Raw genomic sequence first — 21441 nt, 5'->3', positions numbered from 1 at the left:
GACGCACCGGTGACCGACCAGGCCGCTCTCCAGTCTGTCCTCGACCGAGCCGCCGCTGGGGGCCGGATCACCAAGGAAGAGGCACTCGACCTCTACCGCCACGCACCGCTGCACGCGCTCGGCCAAGCCGCCGACGCCGCGCGCCGCCTGCGCTACGCCGGTACCGAGCACATCGCGACGTACATCATCGAGCGCAACATCAACTACACCAACGTGTGTGTGACGGCGTGCAAGTTCTGCGCCTTCTACGCGGCCCCCAAGGACGCGAAGAAGGGATGGTCCCGCGACCTCGAGGACATCCTGCGCCGCTGCGCGGAGACCGTCGAGCTGGGCGGCACGCAGATCATGTTCCAGGGCGGGCACCACCCGGACTACGGCGTCGAGTACTACGAAGAGCACTTCTCCGCCATCAAGCAGGCCTACCCGCAGCTGGTCATCCACTCCCTCGGCGCGTCCGAGGTCGAGCACATGGCCCGCATCTCCGGCGTCTCCGCCGAAGAGGCCATCAGCCGGATCCACGCGGCCGGCCTCGACTCCTTCGCGGGCGCCGGCGCCGAACTGCTGCCGGAGCGGCCGCGCAAGGCGATCGCCCCGCTGAAGGAGTCCGGCGAACGCTGGCTGGAGATCATGGAGATCGCCCACAAGCTGGGCGTGGAATCCACCTCCACCATGCTGATGGGCACCGGCGAGACCAACGCCGAGCGCATCGAGCACATCGCGATGATCCGGGACACCCAGGACCGTACGGGCGGCTTCCGCGCCTTCATCCCGTACACCTACCAGCCCGAGAACAACCACCTCAAGGGCCGCACCCAGGCGACCGTCTTCGAGTACCTGCGCATGATCGCCATCGCGCGCCTGTTCCTCGACAACATCGCCCACATCCAGGGCTCCTGGCTCACCGTCGGCAAGGAGGCGGGCCAGCTCTCCCTGCACTACGGCGCCGACGACCTCGGCTCGATCATGCTCGAGGAGAACGTCGTCTCCTCGGCCGGTGCCAAGCACCGCTCCAACCGCATGGAGATCATCGACCTGATCCGCAAGGCGGGCCGCACCCCGGCCCAGCGCGCGACGACGTACGAGCACCTCCTCGTGCACGACGACCCGGCGAACGACCCGGTCGACGACCGCGTCGTCTCGCACATCTCCTCCACCGCCATCGAGGGCGGCACCGCCCACCCCGAGCTGAAGCTCATCTCCTCGAACTGACGCGCCCGTGCTGACGATCCACACCGCAGAACTCCTCGTCACCGGCCTCACCGGTCCCGGATCCGCGCCGCTTCCCGGCGGCGCGGTCCTGGTCGAGGGCGACCGGATCGCCCGGGTGGGCCCGTACCAGGAGCTCGCCGCCGCCTACCCGCACGCGCGGGCCCGCAGCTGGCCCGGGGTGCTGACCCCGGGGCTGCTGGTGCGCGGCGGCGACGAGCTGCTGGAGCGCACGTACTACCCGGACGACCCTTACGAGATCACCGAGCTCGGGGCCGAGCCGATCAGCGGCGCCGAGGCACTGGCCGGCCTGAAGATGACCGAAGCCCGCTGGGGCAACAGCGCCCGGCGCGGCACGCAGAAGCTCCTCGCCCGCGGGGTGGTCGCGCTGACCGGGCGCATCACCGTCCCGTCCGTACGGACCGCGGTGGCCCGCTCCGGCCTCACCATCCTGCCGCCCACCCCCTACGAGGGCCCGGCCGGACTGAACCCCTTCGCCGGGCGGGACTCGGCCGAGCAGGCCTTCCACGGGGTCCTGGAGCCCGGCGCCCCGGCCCGCTTCGCGGCCTTCGCGGTGGCCGGCCCGGCGGAGCTGTTCGAGCAGGGCCCGACCAGCTGCGTGGCCACGGTCATCGGCGGGCGGCTGCTGCACCGCCGCCGCTGAGCGGACGGCGGGTGCGGCCTGCGAGAATGGCCGGGTACCCGCAGAGCACGCACGACGCACCAGCGGTGCCGCGCACCGATCCGCCGTGCACCGCACCCGTACCGCACCGCAGAGACCCGAGGGGCCAACGCCAGTGACCACCGCTTCCCTGGACAAGCAGCCGCACGAAGTCGCCTCCATGTTCGACGGCGTGGCGGCGAACTACGACCTCACCAACGACGTCCTCTCCCTCGGGCAGGCCCGCCTGTGGCGCAAGGAGGTCGCCAAGGCGGTCGGAGCGCGCCCCGGGCACCTGGTCCTGGACCTGGCCGCCGGGACGGCCACGTCCTCGCTGCCCTTCGCCGCGACCGGCGCGTACGTCGTCCCCTGCGACTTCTCCCTCGGCATGCTCCGCGAGGGCAAGAAGCGCAACCCCTGGCTCCCGCTCACCGCCGGCGACGCGACGAAGCTCCCGTTCAAGGACGGCGTCTTCGACTCGGTCACCATCTCCTTCGGCCTGCGCAACGTCCAGGACACCGACGCCGCCCTGCGCGAGCTGTACCGGGTCACGAAGCCCGGCGGCCAGGTCGTGATCTGCGAGTTCTCGCAGCCCACCTGGGCGCCCTTCCGGACCGTGTACACCGAGTACCTGATGCGCGCGATGCCGCCGGTGGCCCGCGCGGTCTCCTCCAACCCGGACGCGTACGTGTACCTCGCCGACTCCATCCGCGCCTGGCCCGACCAGCCGGCGCTGGCCGCGCTGCTGCAGAAGGCCGGCTGGTCCAAGGTCGCCTGGCGCAACCTGAGCGGCGGCATCGTGGCCCTGCACCGCGGTACCAAGGAGTAGTTCGCCGTGGACTACCAGGCGCTGCTGGAACAGGTCGCGAAGGACATCGCCCCGCTGGTCGGCAGCGGGACGCCCGCCGAGTACATCCCGGCGCTGGCGTCCGTGGACCCGCGGCAGTTCGGGATGGCCGTCGCCGACCTCGACGGCAACGTCTTCGGAGTCGGGGACTGGCGCACCCCCTTCTCCGCCCAGTCCATCACCAAGGTCTTCGCGCTGGCCCTCGCGCTCGCCGAAGGCGGCGACAGCCTGTGGGAGCGGGTGGGCCGGGAACCCTCCGGCAATCCCTTCAACTCCCTGGTGCAGCTGGAGTACGAGAACGGCATCCCGCGCAACCCGTTCATCAACGCGGGCGCGCTCGTCGTCACCGACCGGCTCCAGACGCTGACGGGCGACGCGAGCAGCGAACTGCTGCGCTTCCTGCAGGAGGAGAGCCTGAACCCTGACCTCGGCTTCGACGCGGAGGTCGCCGCCTCCGAATCCGAGCACGGCGACCGCAACGCCGCGCTCGCCCACTTCATGGCGAGCTACGGCAACCTGGACAACCCGGTGCCGGCCCTGCTGGAGCACTACTTCTGGCAGTGCTCGATCGAGATGTCCTGCGCGGACCTCGCGCGCGCCGGCCGCTTCCTGGCCCGGCACGGCCTGCGCGCGGACGGCACGCGGCTGCTGACCCGCAGCGAGGCGAAGCAGATCAACGCGGTCATGCTGACGTGCGGGACCTACGACGCGGCGGGGGAGTTCGCCTACCGCGTCGGCCTGCCGGGCAAGAGCGGCGTCGGCGGCGGAATCGTGGCGGTGGTTCCCGGCGCGTGCACCCTGGCCGCCTGGAGCCCCGGCCTGGACCCCCAGGGCAACTCGGTCGCCGCCGTCGCCGCCTTGGACCGCTTCACCACCTTGACCGGCCTTTCGGTCTTCTGACCCGCACCGGCCCCCGGCGCCGGCCCATCACAGCCCGGGGAACGGTGGAAGGGCGGGTAGGGGACGAGCCCGCGCAGCGGCCGCCTACTCGTCCCGCAGGGAAAGGACGTAGCGCCGCCCGTACCGGGTCCCGCTCGGCAGCGGGAACCGCTCCTCCAGGTCCATCCCCAGCCGCTCCGCCACCGCGATCGACCGGACGTTGGAGTCATCGATCATCGCCACCACCCGCGAAAGCCCCGCCTTCCGCACCCGCTCCAGCGTCGCCAGCGCAGCGGCGTACGCGTAGCCCTGCCCCCACGCCGCCCGCCCCAGCCGCCAGCCGATCTCGATCTCCCCGACCGGCCCCCACTCCTTCGCCGCGGGCCACGGCTGGGCCCCCGTGAAGCCGAGGACCTCGCCCTCGTCGTCCAGCAGCGTCCACAGGCAGTAGCCGAGCTGCGCGTCGTGCATGCGCTGGCGCGCGGTGAACTCCTCGTACGCGGACAGCTCGGCCGGTCCGCCGAGGAACTCCATGACCTCGGCGTCGTCGAAGACGCCGTGCCAGGCGCGCGCGTCCTCGTCCGTGGGCACACGGAGCTGGACGGTGGGCAGTGGCCGGGTCGGCGAGGTGGTCATCAGGGCAGCCCTTCGGATCGTGATCTCTCTCGCTGCATAGACTGCACGTGTCTTGTGCCGTTGGGCACCCCTTATCGAGCCTTCGGGAGACCCCGCTGTGACCGAGCCCCTCTCCGAACACTCCGCGGACGTGATCGTCGTCGGGGCCGGGCCCGCCGGCTCGACCACCGCCTACTACCTGGCGAAGGCCGGACTCGACGTCCTGCTCCTGGAGAAGACGGCGTTCCCGCGCGAGAAGGTCTGCGGCGACGGCCTGACCCCGCGCGCCACCAAGCAGCTGGTGTCGATGGGCATCGACGTCTCCGAGGAGGCGGGCTGGCTCCGCAACAAGGGCCTGCGGATCATCGGTGGCGGTCAGCGCCTCCAGCTGGACTGGCCGGAGCTGGCCTCCTTCCCCGATTACGGACTCGTGCGCAAGCGCGACGACTTCGACGAGACGCTGGCCCGCCAGGCGCAGAAGGCGGGCGCCCGCCTCTACGAGCGCTGCAACGTCGGCGAGCCCGTCCGCGACCCCCGCACCGGCCACATCACGGGCGTGCAGGCCAAGCTGGGCGAGGAGAAGACCCCGGTCACCTTCAGCGCCCCGCTGGTCGTCGCGGCCGACGGCAACTCCTCGCGGCTGTCCCTCGCGATGGGCCTGCACCGCCGCGAGGACCGCCCGATGGGCGTGGCCGTGCGCACGTACTTCACCTCGCCCCGGCACGACGACGACTACCTGGAGTCGTGGCTGGAGCTGTGGGACCGGCGCGGCGCCGAGGACCGGCTGCTGCCCGGCTACGGCTGGATCTTCGGCATGGGCGACGGCACCTCCAACGTCGGCCTCGGCATCCTCAACTCCTCCTCCGCCTTCAAGGAGCTGGACTGGCGCGAGGTCCTCAAGGCCTGGTGCGCGTCCATGCCCGAGGACTGGGGCTACACCCCCGAGAACATGACGCAGCCCATCCGCGGCGCGGCCCTGCCGATGGCCTTCAACCGCCAGCCGCACTACACCAAGGGCCTGCTGCTCGTCGGTGACGCGGGCGGCCTCGTCAACCCGTTCAACGGCGAGGGCATCGCCTACGCGATGGAGTCGGGCCAGATCGCCGCCGACGTCATCGTCCAGGCACACGCCCGCTCCACCCCCGCGCTGCGCGAACTGACCCTGCACAGCTACCCGAAGGTGCTCAAGGAGACCTACGGCGGCTACTACACGCTGGGCCGCGCCTTCGTGAAGCTCATCGGCAACCCGAAGATCATGAAGATCGCCGCCCAGCGCGGCCTGAGCCACCCGGTGCTGATGAAGTTCACCCTGAAGATGCTGGCCAACCTGACCGACCCGACGGGCGGCGACGCGATGGACCGCATCATCAACGGCCTCTCGAAGGTGGCCCCCAAGGCCTGATCCTTCAAGGCGGGCCGCTCGGCACAGATGCCGAGCGGCCCGGCGGGTGCCGGCCGAACACTCAGACGTTGACGACTTTCACCGTCGGTGCGCCGGGGAGTTGTTCGGCGGCCTTGCACAGGGCCAGGATGTGCGACTTGTCGGAGGTCACCAGCAGTACCGGGGGTGTGCAAAGGGCGGCCGTGGCCACCACGAGCGCATCCACCAGGCACTCGTGTCCGTCGAGGCCCGAGGCGTCCAGCAGCTTTGCCGCGGCGTCCATCACGGCGTCACTGACAGGCTTCACGTCGAACCGCGACAGCAGGAACCGGAGCCGCTTGGCGGCTTCCCCGGTTCCGCGTACTTCCAAGGGTGTCAGGGCGGACAGCGCCACGCGCCGGCCGCTCTGCTGGGCGACCTCGATGCGCGCACGCATCCCCTCGTCGCCGTCGACGTGCAGCGAAAGTCCTTGTGCGTCCAGGACGAGCGTGCCCTCGCTCTTGGCCTTGATCTTGAGGCGCTTGCTCACCACTCCTGTTCCGCCTGCCGCCGTGCTTCGGCGGAGACGGGGCCGAATTCCTTGCGGTCGGCGGTCACGACCTCACGGAGCTTCTGAGCGGCGAGCCACTCTTCCAAGGCTTCGGCCACGACGGAGGAGAAGCCGTTCTTGCCGGTGCGCTCCTCAACTTCCTTGATCAACGATTGCGCCAGCGACACGGATCTCTTACCTGCCCGCTCGGCGGCCTGGTGGGCTACGTGGCTGCTCATACCTAAAACGTAACACCGCCGGTAGGAAAAATCTCGTGGGCCGTGTGGCGCAAGGAATCGCCCCCGGCCTGCCAGGCCTGGCGCGGGTGTCCCGTGAATCACCTCTGACTCAGGGAAACCGAGGTGGCCCCCAAGGCTTGATCCTTCAAGGCGGGCCGCTCGGCACATGGCTGGGCGGCCCGGATCACGGCGGTTGAACCCTCAGACGTCGATGATCTTCTTCGCCCGATCCCTACCCCGGTGGAACCGAGGTGGCCCCGAGGCCTGACGTGGGGGCGGGTCGTTCAGGCGGGCCGCGCCGGGGGGACGTCCCCGGTGCGGCCCGTCCGGTCGTGGGGGGTATCGCCCGCGGGCTCGTACGGGGATTCGTCCGCGCCGTGGACCGTCCGGATGCAGCGGGTCAGCAGCACCAGCCCGCAGATCAGCAGTGCCCCCGAGGCCGCCCAGTCGAGGCCGAGGACGAGGGGGGAGCCGGGCTTGTGCCACGGGCGGGCGGTGGTCAGCAGCCAGCCGCCCAGCGCCAGCAGCCCGAGCCCGGCGGCGGCCCGGACCGGGGTGGGGTCGGCGGCCTCGGCGGGGACGGCTGCGGGACCGCCGGGCGGACGGGCGCCGGAGCCGTGGCCGGGGGCTTCGTCGGACGGCCTGGTGATCACGGATCACCACCTCCTGGGTGACTCGGGCGTGCTCGCCCCGGCCATCTTCGCAGGGCTCCGGCCGGTTCGGTACGAGTCGCCCGCCCCCGGGGCGGCCCCCGCGCGGCCGCACGCCCGCCCGCCCGCCCGCGCCTTGGCCGGGGTTCGGCGGCCCGCCCGCGACGGGGGCCCCGCGAGAGCGCCGGCGATGGTAGGCAGTCGGGCCCGAGGTGGACAAGTTGGCTATGAGGCAACTGTTTTGACGGTCCATCAGGCCGGAAACTGCTTGCTCATGGTCAGTGACGGACTGTTGAATTCCGGCCGGGCCGAATTCTCCGGTCGAGGCCCGCCGCACCATCCGCATTTCACCCCAAGGGCAAGGAATACGTGATGAAGAAGGCGCTTCTCAAGCTGGCGGCCGGCGCCGCCGCCACCCTTTCCGCCGGTGCCCTTCTCCTGGGCGCGGCCGGACCCTCGGCCGCCTCGGCGAGGGACGGAAATCTGGAAGAGCAGGAATTCGGGCTCTTCTACTACGCGGGCCGCACCGGCTGCGTCTTCGACCTGGTCACCAACGACCTGAACTTCGCCGACGACACCTTCCGCGGCTCCTGCGCCGGCAGCGGCGCGGTCGTGAACGACAACACCGAGTCCTACCGGAACCGCGACGTCTACGCCTGGAAGGTCGGCACGGACAGGGATCTGGGCGGCAGCGTCGGGGAGATCCCCTCGAACTACGAGGGCAACGCCTCCACCACCTTCAAGAACCGGATCAGCTCCGCCAAGTACACCCTCCACCCCTGAACCAGGCCGCCGACGAAGGAGTTCCGCCCGATGCGCAACGGCACCCGACTCCGCACCACCGCCCTCGCCGCCCTGCCGGCGGCCGCGCTCCTGGCCGGCTGCGGGAGCGTCGCCGGCGCGGTGGGCGCCGAGCCGAAGCTCGGCCCGGTCGAGGTCAATCCGCCGACGGCCGCGCTGGCCCTCCCCATGGACGCGTACACGGACACCGAGGCCGAGTCGATCCGCATGGGGCAGGTGCAGCAGCGCCTGCTCTCCCGGTGCATGGCCCGCTACGGGTTCGCGTACGAGGGGCCCAAGTCGTCCGAGCCCGCCGGTGGCCGCGGCCCCGAGGACCGCCACCGCAACCTCTTCGGGGCGGCCGACCTCGCCTACGCCGCCGCCTACGGGTACGACCCGACCGGGGGTGAGGGCTCCGCCGCCAAGCCCGCGGCCCCCGAGCTGAGCGACAGCGCGTACGCCGTCATGAACGGCGAGCAGCGCGGCGCGCCGGGCGGTCGGGCCCCCGACGCCATGAACGAGGAGGAGGCCGCGGCCGTGGACAGCGGACTGACGGCCGGCGGGCAGAAGGTGCCGGCGGGGGGTTGCGGGAGGGAGGCCTACCGCAAGCTGTACGCGCCGACGAAGGACAGCGTGGACCTGCTCTTCACCTTCGGGCTGGCGGCGGAGGCGCACGACCGGTCCAAGAACGACTCGCGCGTGCTCGCCGTGCTGGAGAAATGGTCGGCGTGCATGGGCAGATCGGGCTATAGCGGCATCAAGACCCCGTACGACGTGATCGAGGAGCTCGGCCTGCAGAGCGAACAGGGCGGCCCGAAGGCCGTCAACGCGGCCAAGGCCGACGTCGCCTGCAAGCACGAGGTGAACCTCGTAGGCGTCTGGGGGGCGGTCGAGAAGGCCCACCAGGAGCGGCTCGTCGAGGAGCACGCCGAGACGCTCGCGCTGTACAAGGCGCAGCGCGAGGCCCGCTTCAGGCTGGCGGCCGCGGTCGCCTGAGGGGCCGGCAGGCCGCCAGAGCGGTGCTCAGGGGCTCCAGGAGGCGCCGGAGCGGCCGGAAGGCCGGCACTCGACCCCGTGCGGGGGAGTACCGGCCTTCCGCGTCACCGGGAGCGGCTCGGGACGCGAAGGACACATCCGGTGGGATCCGGGGGAACCAGGGCGAACCGGTGGATCGGGGTCGCCTGGGACGGATCGGGGATGGACCGGGGGTGGATCAGAGGACGCGGACGGCGCCGGTCGGCTTGTCGTAGCTCAGCGAGCGCTCGACGATGCCCGTGCCGGAGTTCTGCGCGCCGACGAACTTGCCGCCGCCCACGTAGATGGCGACGTGGTACGCGCTGCCCTTGGAGCCCCAGTACAGGATGTCGCCCGGCTGAAGGGCGCTCAGGGACACCGAGGTGCCGGCCGAGGACTGCGCCTGCGACATGCGCGGCAGGGTGACGCCGGCGGTGCGGTACGCGGCCTGGACGAGACCCGAGCAGTCGAACGAGGACGGGCCGGTGCCACCCACGACGTAGGCCTTGCCGACCTGCGCGCGGGCGAAGTTCACGATGGCGGCGGCGGAACCGGTCGCCGGGGCGCTGACAGTGCCCGTGCCCTGCGAGGAGGAGCCCTCGCCGGAGGACGACTTGGCCTGGAGCGAGGTGCGGGCGGTGCTGCGGCTGGCGCGCTCGGCCCCGGCCTGGCGGTCCGCCTCCTCCTTCGCCTTCTGCTCGGCGTCGGCCTTCTGCTGCGCGTCGGCCTTGGCCTGCTTCGCCTCGGCGGCGGCGCCGGTGCGGGCGCTCTCCTCCAGGGCGTTGAGCTCGCCCTCGACGGCGGCGGCGCGGGTGTTCTCGGCGGCCTTGGTGACCGCGGAGGAGACCTCGGCGCTCAGGTCCAGGTCGAGGACCGGCATTTCGAGCGTGGTCTCGTGCGCGGGCTCGGCGGAGGGGGTGGCACTCGCCGTGCCGGCCATGGCCAGGGTGCTGAGGACGCCACCGGCAACTCCGGCGCGGACCGCGAGCTTCGAGGCGCTGCGGCGGGGCTTCCGGTGGCTGGGTATGTGAGCGGTAAGGGACATGGGTACAACCGCTATCAGGGCGCCAGGGTTCCCTTCAAGAAACGTGGTCTGCGCCACAGTTGTGCGCGAAGGGTGCGAACCGGGCGCGTCGGACTCCTTATTGACGCCGTAACGGGCCAATCGGACACCCCGTCGCGAGGCTGTGATCATGGGTTATCCGCAATAAGTCCGGATTGATCCTCGGCCTACCATCCACCTGCACAGATGGCCAAGCCCCCTTTCGCCGCCGCGAATCCGGAGTGGCGCAGGTCACAGGAGTGTCACGCGATGCGGACGCTGTGGCCCGGCTGTGACCTGACCGTGAAGTCGCCGCCACATCGCCGCCACATCTCCGCCGCGTCGGGGATGGGCCGGAGCCGCGTCGCAGTCGCCTCGGCGCCGGTTCTTCACCCCTCGCCCCCGGTCGCCTTCCGGCCGCCGATGCCCGCACCCCTCGACTTAGTGAACGCGCGCACGCGTCCACTCCCGTACGCGGGGGATCCCCCGGCCGGGCGATGCCGATCCCTTTATCACCACGTGCACCACGTCGCCAATTTGCATGCAGTGGCCACGGTTTGATAGAGCGGCAGGCCTTCCACCTGCGGCTACAGGGGTGGATGTCACCTTTGGTGATCATGTGGATGCTTCGCGTATGAAGATCACCACTCATCGGACTTCATGATCGTTCGTCAGGTGGTGGAGATCACAAACTCGTTGTTGTAACCCGTGTCGCAGATCACAGACGAGCAGGCATAAGATGCGCACCAGTCCGGCTTGTGAACTGCCTCACATGCACGTGCTCGATCAGCTCGATCAAAGCGCGATCTTCTCGAGGCGGGGCGCTCGGCGCCGGCACAGCGGTCCAACGGTCAAGGACGACTGGAAGGAGCGAGGAGCGTGAATGCGTACGCGCCCATCCTCGTGCTCGGCGCCCTCGGCGCAGGGTTTGCGATCTTCTCCGTGGTCATGGCCACGCTGATCGGCCCAAAACGGTACAACCGGGCAAAACTTGAAGCTTACGAGTGCGGCATCGAGCCCACTCCCATGCCGGCCGGCGGCGGCCGTTTCCCCATCAAGTACTACCTGACGGCGATGCTCTTCATCGTCTTCGACATCGAGGTTGTCTTCCTCTACCCCTGGGCGGTCACCTTCGACTCGCTGGGGATCTTCGGGCTCGTCGAGATGCTCCTCTTCGTGCTCACCGTCTTCGTCGCCTACGCCTACGTGTGGCGCCGCGGCGGCCTGGAATGGGACTGAGGGGCTGAATTTCCATGGGACTGGAAGAGAAGCTGCCGAGCGGCTTTCTGCTGACCACCGTCGAACAGGCCGCGGGATGGGTGCGCAAGTCATCCGTCTTCCCCGCGACCTTCGGCCTGGCCTGCTGCGCCATCGAGATGATGACCACCGGAGCGGGCCGGTACGACCTGGCCCGCTTCGGCATGGAGGTCTTCCGCGGCTCCCCACGGCAGGCCGACCTGATGATCGTCGCGGGCCGGGTCAGCCAGAAGATGGCGCCGGTGCTGCGGCAGGTGTACGACCAGATGCCCGCTCCCAAGTGGGTCATCTCTATGGGTGTTTGTGCGTCTTCGGGCGGAATGTTCAATAACTACGCGATCGTCCAGGGCGTCGACCACATCGTCCCGGTGGACATCTACCTGCCCGGCTGCCCGCCCCGCCCCGAGATGCTGCTGGACGCGATCCTCAAGCTCCACCAGAAGATCCAGGGATCGAAGCTCGGCGTGAACCGGGAAGAGGCGGCCCGCGAGGCGGAGGAGGCGGCCCTCAAGGCGCTCCCCACCATTGAGATGAAGGGGCTCCTGCGGTGAGCGACGAACCGGCCGTGGAGAACGGCCCCCACGCCAGCGATGGCAACAACGTGCCGGCGCCCCGCGGCGTCCGCGGCCCCGATGTGATCGGCGTCCGCAAGGGCATGTTCGGCGCCGCGGGCGGCGGCGACACCAGCGGCTACGGCGGCCTCGTGCGCACCGTGGCCCTGCCCGGCGCGAGCGCCCGCCCGTACGGCTCGTACTTCGACGAGGTCGTCGACGAGCTCGAAGGGGCGCTGGAGGAGCAGGACCTGGTCCCGGAGAACGCGATCGAGAAGGTCGTCGTCGACCGGGCGGAACTGACCCTCCACATCGCCCGCGAGCACCTCCTGCTCGTGGCGAGGACCCTGCGCGACGACCCGGCCCTGCGCTTCGAGCTCTGCACCGGCGTCAGCGGCGTGCACTTCCCGGGGGACAAGGGCCGCGAGCTGCACGCCGTCTACCACCTGCGCTCGCTCACCCACGGCCGGATCGTGCGGCTGGAGGTGTCCGCACCGGACGCCGACCCGCACGTGCCCTCGATCGTCTCCGTCTACCCGACCAACGACTGGCACGAGCGCGAGACGTACGACTTCTTCGGCCTGGTCTTCGACGGGCACCCGGCCCTCACCCGGATCATGATGCCGGACGACTGGCAGGGCTTCCCGCAGCGCAAGGACTACCCGCTCGGCGGCATCCCCATCGAGTACAAGGGCGCCCAGATCCCGGCTCCTGACCAGCGGAGGTCGTACAGCTGATGTCCACTTCGAATCACGCCTCCGCACGCGAGACCACCGAGGGCACCGTCTACACCGTCACCGGCGGCGACTGGGACGAGATCGTCCGGTCCGCGGCCCGCGCGGACGACGAGCGCATCGTGGTCAACATGGGGCCGCAGCACCCGTCCACCCACGGAGTGCTCCGCCTGATCCTGGAGATCGACGGCGAGACGGTCACCGAGGCCCGCTGCGGCATCGGCTACCTCCACACCGGCATCGAGAAGAACCTCGAATACCGGAACTGGACGCAGGGCACCACCTTCGTCACGCGCATGGACTACCTGACGCCGTTCTTCAACGAGACGGCGTACTGCCTGGGCGTCGAGAAGCTGCTCGGCATCACCGATCAGATCCCGGACCGCGCCACCGTCATCCGCGTGCTGCTTATGGAGCTCAACCGGCTCTCCTCCCACCTGGTGTGCATCGCCACCGGCGGCATGGAGCTCGGCGCGACCACGATCATGATCTACGGGTTCCGCGACCGCGAGCTGATCCTCGACGTCTTCGAGCTGATCACCGGCCTGCGCATGAACCACGCGTTCGTCCGCCCCGGCGGCCTCGCGCAGGACCTGCCCCCGGGCGCCGTGGACCAGCTCCGCGACCTGGTGAAGACCCTGAGGAAGAACCTGCCGGAGTACGACAAGCTCGCCACCGGCAACCCCATCTTCAAGGCCCGCATGCAGGACGTCGGCTACCTCGACCTCACCGGCTGCATGGCGCTCGGCGCCACCGGCCCGGTCCTGCGCTCCGCCGGCCTGCCGCACGACCTGCGCAAGTCCGACCCGTACTGCGGCTACGAGAACTACGAGTTCGACGTGCCGACCACCGAGTCCTGCGACTCCTACGGGCGCTTCCTGATCCGCCTGGAGGAGATGCGCCAGTCCCTGCGCATCGTCGAGCAGTGCCTGGACCGGCTGGAGCCGGGCCCGGTCATGGTCGCCGACAAGAAGATCGCCTGGCCCGCGCAGCTCGCGATGGGCCCGGACGGCCTCGGCAACTCGCTCGACCACATCAGGAACATCATGGGCACCTCCATGGAGGCCCTCATCCACCACTTCAAGCTGGTGACCGAGGGCTTCCGGGTGCCGGCCGGGCAGACGTACGCGGCGGTCGAGTCGCCCAAGGGCGAGCTCGGGGTCCACGTCGTATCCGACGGCGGCACCCGCCCCTACCGGGTCCACTTCCGTGATCCGTCCTTCACCAACCTGCAGGCCATGGCAGCGATGTGCGAGGGCGGCCAGGTCGCCGACGTCATCGTCGCCGTCGCCTCGATCGACCCCGTGATGGGAGGCGTCGACCGATGACTTCCGATGTCAGCCTGGGCATGCCCCAGCTGCCCGCCCCCGACTATCCGGCCGAGGTACGCGAACGGCTGGCGGCCGACGCCGCCGAGGTCATCGCCCGCTACCCCGACAGCCGCTCCGCGCTGCTGCCGCTGCTCCACCTCATCCAGTCGGAGGAGGGCTACGTCTCGCGCACCGGCATCCGCTTCTGCGCCGAGGTGCTGGGCCTGACGACCGCCGAGGTCACGGCGGTGGCGACCTTCTACACGATGTACCGGCGCAAGCCCTCCGGGGACTACCAGGTCGGGGTCTGCACCAACACCCTGTGCGCGGTCATGGGCGGCGACGCCATCTTCGACGAGCTCAAGGAGCACCTCGGGGTCGGCAACAACGAGACCACCCCCGACGGCAAGGTCACCCTCGAGCACATCGAGTGCAACGCGGCCTGCGACTACGCCCCCGTGGTGATGGTCAACTGGGAGTTCTTCGACAACCAGACCCCCGAGTCCGCCAAGGCCATGGTGGACGACCTGCTCGCCGGCCGCCCGGTCGAGCCGACCCGGGGCGCGCCGCTGTGCACCTACAAGGAGACCGCCCGGATCCTGGCGGGCTTCCCGGACGAGCGCGCCGGCGCCGTCGAGGCGAGCGGCGGCGCGGGCCCCGCCTCGCTGATCGGCCTGCGCCTCGCGCGCGGCGAGTCCCCGCAGCTCGGCAAGGTCGTGCGTCCGCGTGCCGAGACCGCGACCGAGGAGGGGGAGTGATGACGGTGACCGCTGAGATGCACGAGAACGGAACCAGCCCGGAGAAGCTGCTGGCACCCGTGCTGTCGGCGTTCTGGGACGAGCCGCAGTCGTGGACGCTGGAGACCTACCGGCGCCACGAGGGCTACGAGGGCCTGCGCAAGGCGCTCGCCATGACTCCGGACGACCTCATCGCCTACGTGAAGGACTCGGGCCTGCGCGGACGCGGCGGCGCGGGCTTCCCCACCGGAATGAAGTGGCAGTTCATCCCGCAGGGCGACGGAAAGCCGCACTACCTCGTCGTGAACGCGGACGAGTCGGAGCCGGGAACCTGCAAGGACATCCCCCTCCTCTTCGCGAACCCGCACTCCCTCATCGAGGGAATGATCATCGCCTGCTACGCGATCCGGTCGGAGCACGCCTTCATCTACCTGCGCGGCGAGGTCGTGCCGGTACTGCGGCGCCTGCACGAGGCGGTGCGCGAGGCGTACGAGGCCGGCTACCTCGGCAAGGACGTCATGGGGAGCGGCCTCAACCTCGACATCACCGTGCACGCGGGGGCGGGCGCGTACATCTGCGGCGAGGAAACGGCCCTCCTGGACTCCCTCGAAGGCCGGCGCGGTCAGCCCCGGCTGCGTCCTCCCTTCCCTGCCGTCGAGGGGCTCTACGCCTGCCCCACTGTCGTGAACAACGTGGAGTCCATCGCCTCGGTTCCCGCGATCCTGAACAAGGGCAAGGACTGGTTCAAGGCGATGGGGACCGAGAAGTCACCCGGCTTCACGCTGTATTCGCTCTCGGGCCACGTCGTCGGCCCCGGCCAGTACGAGGCCCCGCTCGGGATCACCCTGCGCCAGCTGCTCGACATGAGCGGCGGCATGCGGCCCGGGCACCGGCTGAAGTTCTGGACCCCGGGCGGCTCCTCCACCCCCATGTTCACCGACGAGCACCTCGACGTCCCGCTGGACTACGAGGGCGTGGGCGCGGCCGGATCCATGCTCGGCACCAAGGCCCTGCAGTGCTTCGACGAGACGACCTGCGTGGTGCGGGCGGTGACCCGCTGGACCGAGTTCTACGCCCACGAGTCCTGCGGCAAGTGCACGCCGTGCCGCGAAGGCACGTACTGGCTGGTCCAGTTGCTCCGCGACATCGAGGCGGGCAAGGGCGTCATGTCCGACCTCGACAAGTTGAACGACATCGCCGACAACATCAACGGCAAATCGTTCTGCGCACTCGGAGACGGCGCCGCCAGCCCCATCTTCTCCTCGCTCAAGTACTTCCGCGAGGAGTACGAGCAGCACATCACGGGCAAGGGCTGCCCCTTCGACCCCAAGAAGTCGACCCTCTGGGCTGACGGTCCCAAGAAGAACTCCGAGGTGAACGCATGACCGTCACCACGAACGCCCCCGCCGGTGGCGGCGAGGCCGCGGGGACGCCGGGCACGCCGGCCAACACGGTCTCCCTGACCATCGACGGCATCGAACTGTCCGTGCCCAAGGGGACCCTGGTCATCCGGGCCGCCGAACAGCTCGGCATCGAGATCCCCCGGTTCTGCGACCACCCCCTCCTCGACCCGGTCGGCGCCTGCCGCCAGTGCATCGTCGAGGTCGAGGGCCAGCGCAAGCCGATGGCCTCCTGCACCATCACCTGCACCGACGGCATGGTCGTCAAGACCCAGCTGACCTCCCCGGTCGCCGAGAAGTCCCAGCGCGGTGTGATGGAGCTGCTGCTCATCAACCACCCGCTCGACTGCCCGGTCTGCGACAAGGGCGGCGAGTGCCCCCTGCAGAACCAGGCCATGTCGCACGGGCAGGCCGACTCCCGCTTCGAGGGCAGGAAGCGCACGTTCGAGAAGCCGGTCCCGATCTCCACGCAGGTGCTGCTGGACCGCGAGCGGTGCGTGCTGTGCGCGCGCTGCACCCGCTTCTCCAACCAGGTGGCGGGCGACCCGATGATCGAGCTCCTGGAGCGCGGAGCGCTCCAGCAGGTCGGCATCGGCGAGGGCGACCCCTTCGAGTCGTACTTCTCGGGCAACACCATCCAGATCTGCCCGGTCGGCGCCCTCACCTCGGCGGCCTACCGGTTCCGCTCCCGCCCCTTCGACCTCGTCTCCTCCCCGAGCGTGTGCGAGCACTGCGCGGGCGGCTGCGCGACCCGGACCGACCACCGCCGCGGCAAGGTGCTGCGCCGGATGGCCGCGGAGGACCCCGAGGTCAACGAGGAGTGGATCTGCGACAAGGGCCGCTTCGGGTTCCGCTACGCGCAGCGCCCCGACCGGCTCACCACCCCGCTGGTGCGCGGCACCGACGGGGTCCTCGCCCCGGCCAGCTGGCCCGAGGCGCTGGAGGCCGCCGCCGCCGGGCTGGCCGGCGCGCGCGGCCGGGCCGGAGTGCTGACCGGAGGCCGCCTCACCGTCGAGGACGCGTACGCCTACGCCAAGTTCGCGCGGGTCGTGCTCGACACCAACGACATCGACTTCCGGGCCCGGGTGCACAGCGCCGAGGAGGCCGAGTTCCTGGCGGCCTCCGTCGCCGGCACCGGCAAGGACCTCGACGGCCGCGGCGTCACCAACGCCTCGCTGGAGGCGGCCCCGGCCGTCCTCCTCGTCGGCATCGAGACCGAGGAGGAGGCCCCCGGCGTCTTCCTGCGGCTGCGCAAGGCCCACCGCAAGCACAAGCAGCGGACCTTCGCCCTCGCGCCGTTCGCCACGCGCGGCCTGGAGAAGGCGGGCGGCACCCTGCTGGCCGCCGCCCCCGGCACCGAGCCCGAGTGGCTCGACGCGCTGGCCTCGCGGACCGGCCTGGAGGAGGGCGGCGCGGCAGCCGCCGACGCGCTGCGCAAGCCCGGCGCGGTCATCGTCGTCGGCGAGCGCCTCGCCGGGGTTCCCGGCGCGCTGACCGCCGCCGTACGGGCGGCCGCCGCGACCGGGGCCCGGCTGGTGTGGATCCCGCGGCGGGCCGGAGAGCGGGCCGCCGTCGAGGCGGGCGCGCTGCCGTCCCTGCTGCCGGGCGCCCGCCCCTCCACCGACCCGCGCGCCCGCGACGAGGTCGCGGCCGCGTGGGGCCTGGACGAGCTGCCGCACCGCTACGGCCGCGACACCGGCCAGATCGTCGAGGCCGCCGCCGGACGCGAACTGTCCGCCCTGCTGGTCGCGGGCGTCGAGCTCACCGACCTGCCGGACCCGGCCCGCGCCCGGATCGCGCTCCAGGAGGCCTTCGTGGTCTCGCTGGAACTGCGGCCCAGCGAGGTCACCGACCACGCGGACGTGGTCCTGCCCGTCGCGGCCGTCGCCGAGAAGCCCGGCGCGTTCATCAACTGGGAGGGCAGGGTCCGGCCGTTCGAGGCCGCGCTCAAGCCCGAGCAGATGACCCGCCGGCTCGCCCCCGCCGACTCCCGCGTGCTGCACATGCTGGCCGACGCCGCCGGCCGGCCGATCGCCCTGCCCGACGTACACGCCGTACGCCGCGAGCTCGACCGGCTCGGCCAGTGGGCCGGGGAGCGCGCCGCCGAACAGTCCGCGGACACCGCGGCGCTGCCCCGGCCGGGAGCGGGCGAGGCGGTCCTCGCGGGCCACCGGCTCCTCCTCGACCAGGGCCGCCTGCAGGACGGCGACGAGGCCCTGGCCGGCACCCGGCACGAGGCCAGTGCCCGCCTCTCGGCCGCCACGGCCGCCGAGACGGGCGTCAAGAACGGCGACGTCCTCGCGGTGACCGGCCCGGCCGGCTCCGTGGAACTGCCGCTGCGCATCACCGAGATGCCCGACCGGGTGGTCTGGCTCCCGATGAACTCCACCGGCTCCGGAGTCCTCGCCGACACCGGTGCCCGACCGGGGGCCCTGGTCCGCATCCGCCCGGCCACTCCCGCCGACACCAGCGACGCCACTGCGGAGGTGGGCGCGTGAACACCGTTCAGATCGCTGCCGAAGACCTCTCCCTGTTCGGCAGGGACGTCTGGTGGCTCGTCGTCGTCAAGGCGGTGTTCTGCTTCGCCTTCCTGATGGTGACCGTGCTCTTCTCCATCGTGTGGGAGCGCAAGGTCGTCGCCTGGATGCAGCTGCGCATCGGCCCCAACCGGCACGGCCCCTGGGGCATGCTCCAGTCGCTCGCCGACGGCGTGAAGCTCATGCTGAAGGAAGACCTCATCGTCAAGCGGGCCGACAAGGTCGTCTACGTCCTCGCCCCGATCATCGCGGCCATCCCGGCCTTCATGGCCATCGCGGTGATCCCCTTCGGCCCGTCGGGCAACGAGGTCTCCATCTTCGGCCAGCGCACGACGATGCAGCTGACCGACCTGCCGATCGCGATGCTCTACATCCTCGCGGTGGCCTCGGTCGGCATCTACGGCATCGTGCTGGCGGGCTGGTCGTCGGGCTCCACGTACCCGCTCCTCGGCGGCCTGCGCGCCTGCGCGCAGATGATCTCCTACGAGATCGCGATGGGCGCGGCCTTCGCCTCGGTCTTCCTCTACTCCGGGTCGATGTCGACCTCGGCGATCGTCGAGGCCCAGGCGGACCGCTGGTACATCGTCCTGCTGCCGGTCTCCTTCATCATCTACGTCATCACGATGGTCGGCGAGACGAACCGCGCCCCCTTCGACATGCCGGAGTCCGAGGGCGACCTCGTCGGCGGCTTCAACACCGAGTACTCCTCCATCAAGTTCGCGCTGTTCATGCTGGCCGAGTACGTCAACATGGTCACCGTCTCGGCGGTCTCGGTCACCCTGTTCCTGGGCGGCTGGCGGGCCCCGGCGCCGATCTCCACGTACTGGGAGGGCGCCAACCACGGCTGGTGGCCGATGCTCTGGTTCGTCCTCAAGGTCCAGCTGCTGCTGTTCTTCTTCATCTGGCTGCGCGGCACGCTCCCGCGCGTGCGCTACGACCAGCTGATGAAGCTCGGCTGGAAGGTGCTGATCCCGGTCTCGGTGGTCTGGCTGATGCTGGTCGCCACCGTCCGGGCGCTGCGCAACGAGAACTACGACTTCACCCAGATCGTGCTCTACGTCGGCGGCGGGGTCATCGCGGTCCTGCTGCTGTCCTTCGTCGTGGACCTCTTCCGCGACAAGCAGGAGAAGGCGGCCCTCGCGGACGCCGAACAGGCCGCGGCCGGGGCGCCCTTCGACCCGCTGGCGGGCGGATTCCCCGTACCGCCCAAGCCCGGCCAGCACCTGGCACCCGTACCGCGCAGGCGGCCTCGCAGTGAGCGGGAGCTCATTGTCAGTGGCGCGGCGAATACTGACAGTGACCGAGAGGAGGGTGCTGAGAATGTCTGACAAGTCTGACGCCGAGGGCGAGAAGTGGCAGAACCCGGTGGCCGGCTTCGGCGTGACCTTCAAGGCCATGTTCAAGAAGCGCCTCACCGAGCAGTACCCGGAGCAGCACAAGACCACCGCTCCGCGCTTCCACGGGCGGCACCAGCTCAACCGCCACCCGGACGGTCTGGAGAAGTGCATCGGGTGCGAGCTGTGCGCCTGGGCCTGTCCCGCCGACGCGATCTACGTCGAGGGCGCGGACAACACCGAGGAGGAGCGCTACTCCCCGGGTGAGCGGTACGGCGCCGTTTACCAGATCAACTACGCCCGCTGCATCCTGTGCGGGCTGTGCGTCGAGGCGTGCCCGACCAGGGCCCTGACCATGACGAACGAGTTCGAACTGGCCGACTCCAGCCGCGAATCGCTCATCTACACCAAGGAGCAGCTGCTCGCCGGGCTGACCGAGGGCATGGTCGAGGCTCCACACTCGATCTTCCCGGGCGCCGACGACACCGACTACTACCGCGGGCTGGTGACCGGGGCGGCTCCCGGCACGGTCCGCCAGGTCGCCGTGTCGAAGGGTGAGGCCGCCGGGTCCGCCGAAGCGGGTACATCGGGAGCTTCCGCTCGTGCCGAGGGGGTGGGGGCGTGAGCGCCATCGCCGCGGCCACCTCGGTCACCTCCACCGGTGAGGCAGTGCAGTTCTGGGTCCTCGCCACGGTCGCCGTCATCGGCGCGCTGGCCACGATCCTGATGAAGAAGGCCGTGCACAGCGCGCTGAGCCTGGCCGGCACGATGATCATCCTGGCGGTCTTCTACCTCGCCAACGGGGCGTACTTCCTCGGCATCGTCCAGGTCGTCGTCTACACCGGCGCGATCATGATGCTCTTCCTCTTCGTCGTCATGCTCGTCGGCGTCACCGCCGCGGACTCCCTGACCGAGGCCATCAAGGGGCAGCGCTGGCTGGCCGCCCTGTGCGGACTCGGCTTCGGCGTCCTGCTGATCGCCGGAATCGGCAACGCCCGGCTCACCCACTTCAACGGACTCGGCCGGATCAACTCCGGCGGGCACGTCGAAGGCCTGGCCACGCTCATCTTCACCAAGTACGTGTTCGCCTTCGAGCTCACCGGCGCCCTGCTGATCACGGCGGCCGTCGGCGCGATGGTGCTCACCCACCGCGAGCGCACCGAGCGCGCCGCCACCCAGCGCGAGCTCGCCGAGCGCCGCGTACGCGAGGGAGTGCAGCTCCCGCCGCTGCCCGCACCCGGCGTCTACGCCCGGCACAACGCCGTGGACGTCGCGGGCCTGCTGCCGGACGGCACCCCCTCCGAGCTCACCGTCAACCAGACGCTGCGCGCCCGCGGCCAGATCAGGGACGTCTCCAGCGAGGCGCTGGACGACTTGAAGGCGCTGGAGCAGCGGTCGTCCGAGCGGCTCGGCCGTGAGGAGGCCTCCAAGTGAACCCGGTCAACTACCTGTACTTGTCCGCGCTGCTGTTCACCATCGGGGCGGCCGGAGTCCTCATCCGGAAGAACGCGATCGTGCTGTTCATGTGCGTCGAGCTCATGCTCAACGCCTGCAACCTCGCCTTCGTGACCTTCTCCCGGATGCACGGCAACCTCGACGGCCAGATCATCGCGTTCTTCACGATGGTCGTCGCCGCCGCGGAGGTCGTGGTGGGCCTCGCGATCATCGTGTCGCTGTTCCGTACCCGCCACTCGGCCTCGGTCGACGACGCCAGCCTGATGAAGCTGTAAGGGGTCGC

23 protein-coding genes are annotated in these 21441 nt (G+C 70.5%); 18 read left to right on the top strand and 5 right to left on the bottom strand.

The features are described from left to right. Positions 1-9: 9 nt before the first annotated feature. The 4 genes from mqnC to J7F03_RS02625 all read left to right on the top strand — a co-directional run bounded on the left by mqnC (position 10) and on the right by J7F03_RS02625 (position 3614). Positions 10-1209, top strand: coding sequence for a cyclic dehypoxanthinyl futalosine synthase (gene mqnC / locus J7F03_RS02640; protein ID WP_214946953.1), 1200 nt, complete (start codon positions 10-12; stop codon positions 1207-1209). A gap of 7 nt (positions 1210-1216) precedes the next feature. Next, complete coding sequence (locus J7F03_RS02635; RefSeq protein WP_214946952.1) at positions 1217-1870, top strand: hypothetical protein; 654 nt, start codon at positions 1217-1219, stop codon at positions 1868-1870. 133 nt (positions 1871-2003) lie between these two features. After that, positions 2004-2696 (top strand): demethylmenaquinone methyltransferase, encoded by a 693-nt coding sequence (locus J7F03_RS02630; RefSeq protein WP_214946951.1) that lies wholly within the window; start codon positions 2004-2006, stop codon positions 2694-2696. Positions 2697-2702: 6 nt separating this feature from the next. After that, on the top strand, positions 2703-3614 hold the full coding sequence (locus J7F03_RS02625; protein WP_214946950.1) for a glutaminase: 912 nt from the start codon (positions 2703-2705) through the stop codon (positions 3612-3614). Positions 3615-3698: 84 nt separating this feature from the next. Here the strand turns inward: J7F03_RS02625 and J7F03_RS02620 are convergent, their stop codons facing one another. Then, a complete protein-coding gene (locus J7F03_RS02620; RefSeq protein WP_214946949.1) occupies positions 3699-4229 on the bottom strand; it encodes a GNAT family N-acetyltransferase in 531 nt (176 codons plus the stop codon). Between the two features lie 97 nt (positions 4230-4326). Between J7F03_RS02620 and J7F03_RS02615 the strand changes: the two genes are divergently transcribed. Beyond that, positions 4327-5610 carry a geranylgeranyl reductase family protein gene (locus tag J7F03_RS02615; protein WP_214946948.1) on the top strand — a complete coding sequence of 428 codons (1284 nt, stop codon included), beginning with the start codon at positions 4327-4329 and terminating at the stop codon, positions 5608-5610. A 61-nt stretch (positions 5611-5671) separates the two neighbouring features. Here the strand turns inward: J7F03_RS02615 and J7F03_RS02610 are convergent, their stop codons facing one another. From J7F03_RS02610 to J7F03_RS02600, 3 genes are all read right to left on the bottom strand, one after another. Then, positions 5672-6118, bottom strand: coding sequence for a DNA-binding protein (locus tag J7F03_RS02610; protein ID WP_214946947.1), 447 nt, complete (start codon positions 6116-6118; stop codon positions 5672-5674). Beyond that, complete coding sequence (locus tag J7F03_RS02605; RefSeq protein ID WP_214946946.1) at positions 6115-6357, bottom strand: hypothetical protein; 243 nt, start codon at positions 6355-6357, stop codon at positions 6115-6117. The genes J7F03_RS02610 and J7F03_RS02605 overlap by 4 nt, the downstream gene beginning before the upstream one ends. Positions 6358-6641: 284 nt before the next feature. Beyond that, entirely contained in the window at positions 6642-7010 is a 369-nt protein-coding gene (locus J7F03_RS02600) for a hypothetical protein (RefSeq protein ID WP_214946945.1), read from the bottom strand. 369 nt (positions 7011-7379) lie between these two features. Here J7F03_RS02600 and J7F03_RS02595 point away from each other — a divergent pair, with 369 nt between their 5' ends. Together J7F03_RS02595 and J7F03_RS02590 are read left to right on the top strand one after the other, a co-directional pair. Further along, positions 7380-7790 (top strand): hypothetical protein, encoded by a 411-nt coding sequence (locus tag J7F03_RS02595; protein ID WP_214946944.1) that lies wholly within the window; start codon positions 7380-7382, stop codon positions 7788-7790. 30 nt (positions 7791-7820) lie between these two features. Continuing rightward, positions 7821-8783, top strand: coding sequence for a hypothetical protein (locus tag J7F03_RS02590; protein WP_214946943.1), 963 nt, complete (start codon positions 7821-7823; stop codon positions 8781-8783). A 217-nt stretch (positions 8784-9000) separates the two neighbouring features. Here the strand turns inward: J7F03_RS02590 and J7F03_RS02585 are convergent, their stop codons facing one another. Then, positions 9001-9846, bottom strand: a complete 846-nt coding sequence (locus J7F03_RS02585) for a C40 family peptidase (protein WP_214946942.1) — start codon at positions 9844-9846, stop codon at positions 9001-9003. 876 nt (positions 9847-10722) lie between these two features. On the opposite strand from J7F03_RS02585, the gene J7F03_RS02580 reads away from it, so the two are divergent. Genes J7F03_RS02580 through nuoK form a run of 11 tightly spaced genes read left to right on the top strand, consistent with a single transcriptional unit; the run spans position 10723 to position 21433 of the window. Continuing rightward, entirely contained in the window at positions 10723-11082 is a 360-nt protein-coding gene (locus J7F03_RS02580; RefSeq protein ID WP_030010013.1) for an NADH-quinone oxidoreductase subunit A, read from the top strand. Positions 11083-11096: 14 nt separating this feature from the next. Further along, entirely contained in the window at positions 11097-11651 is a 555-nt protein-coding gene (locus tag J7F03_RS02575; protein ID WP_123079911.1) for an NADH-quinone oxidoreductase subunit B family protein, read from the top strand. Continuing rightward, on the top strand, positions 11648-12388 hold the full coding sequence (locus J7F03_RS02570; protein WP_214946941.1) for an NADH-quinone oxidoreductase subunit C: 741 nt from the start codon (positions 11648-11650) through the stop codon (positions 12386-12388). The genes J7F03_RS02575 and J7F03_RS02570 overlap by 4 nt, the downstream gene beginning before the upstream one ends. Continuing rightward, entirely contained in the window at positions 12388-13713 is a 1326-nt protein-coding gene (locus tag J7F03_RS02565) for an NADH-quinone oxidoreductase subunit D (protein WP_214946940.1), read from the top strand. Before J7F03_RS02570 ends, J7F03_RS02565 begins: the two co-directional genes overlap by 1 nt. Continuing rightward, the gene (gene nuoE, locus J7F03_RS02560; protein WP_214946939.1) at positions 13710-14453 is read left to right on the top strand and encodes an NADH-quinone oxidoreductase subunit NuoE; all 744 of its coding nucleotides are present in this window, start codon (positions 13710-13712) and stop codon (positions 14451-14453) included. The genes J7F03_RS02565 and nuoE overlap by 4 nt, the downstream gene beginning before the upstream one ends. Then, entirely contained in the window at positions 14453-15817 is a 1365-nt protein-coding gene (gene nuoF, locus J7F03_RS02555; protein WP_214946938.1) for an NADH-quinone oxidoreductase subunit NuoF, read from the top strand. The genes nuoE and nuoF overlap by 1 nt, the downstream gene beginning before the upstream one ends. Further along, on the top strand, positions 15814-18330 hold the full coding sequence (locus J7F03_RS02550; protein ID WP_214946937.1) for an NADH-quinone oxidoreductase subunit G: 2517 nt from the start codon (positions 15814-15816) through the stop codon (positions 18328-18330). The genes nuoF and J7F03_RS02550 overlap by 4 nt, the downstream gene beginning before the upstream one ends. Further along, positions 18327-19697, top strand: a complete 1371-nt coding sequence (gene nuoH / locus J7F03_RS02545; protein WP_214946936.1) for an NADH-quinone oxidoreductase subunit NuoH — start codon at positions 18327-18329, stop codon at positions 19695-19697. Before J7F03_RS02550 ends, nuoH begins: the two co-directional genes overlap by 4 nt. After that, a complete protein-coding gene (nuoI, locus tag J7F03_RS02540) occupies positions 19690-20328 on the top strand; it encodes an NADH-quinone oxidoreductase subunit NuoI (RefSeq protein ID WP_214946935.1) in 639 nt (212 codons plus the stop codon). The genes nuoH and nuoI overlap by 8 nt, the downstream gene beginning before the upstream one ends. Further along, positions 20325-21137, top strand: coding sequence for an NADH-quinone oxidoreductase subunit J (locus J7F03_RS02535; protein ID WP_214946934.1), 813 nt, complete (start codon positions 20325-20327; stop codon positions 21135-21137). The genes nuoI and J7F03_RS02535 overlap by 4 nt, the downstream gene beginning before the upstream one ends. Next, the gene (nuoK, locus tag J7F03_RS02530; RefSeq protein ID WP_112449176.1) at positions 21134-21433 is read left to right on the top strand and encodes an NADH-quinone oxidoreductase subunit NuoK; all 300 of its coding nucleotides are present in this window, start codon (positions 21134-21136) and stop codon (positions 21431-21433) included. Before J7F03_RS02535 ends, nuoK begins: the two co-directional genes overlap by 4 nt. Positions 21434-21441: the final 8 nt, after the last annotated feature.

This window comes from Streptomyces sp. ISL-43, from assembly GCF_018614195.1.
Classification (GTDB): Bacteria; Actinomycetota; Actinomycetes; order Streptomycetales; family Streptomycetaceae; genus Streptomyces.
This window is presented reverse-complemented; position numbering and strand designations above follow the sequence as displayed.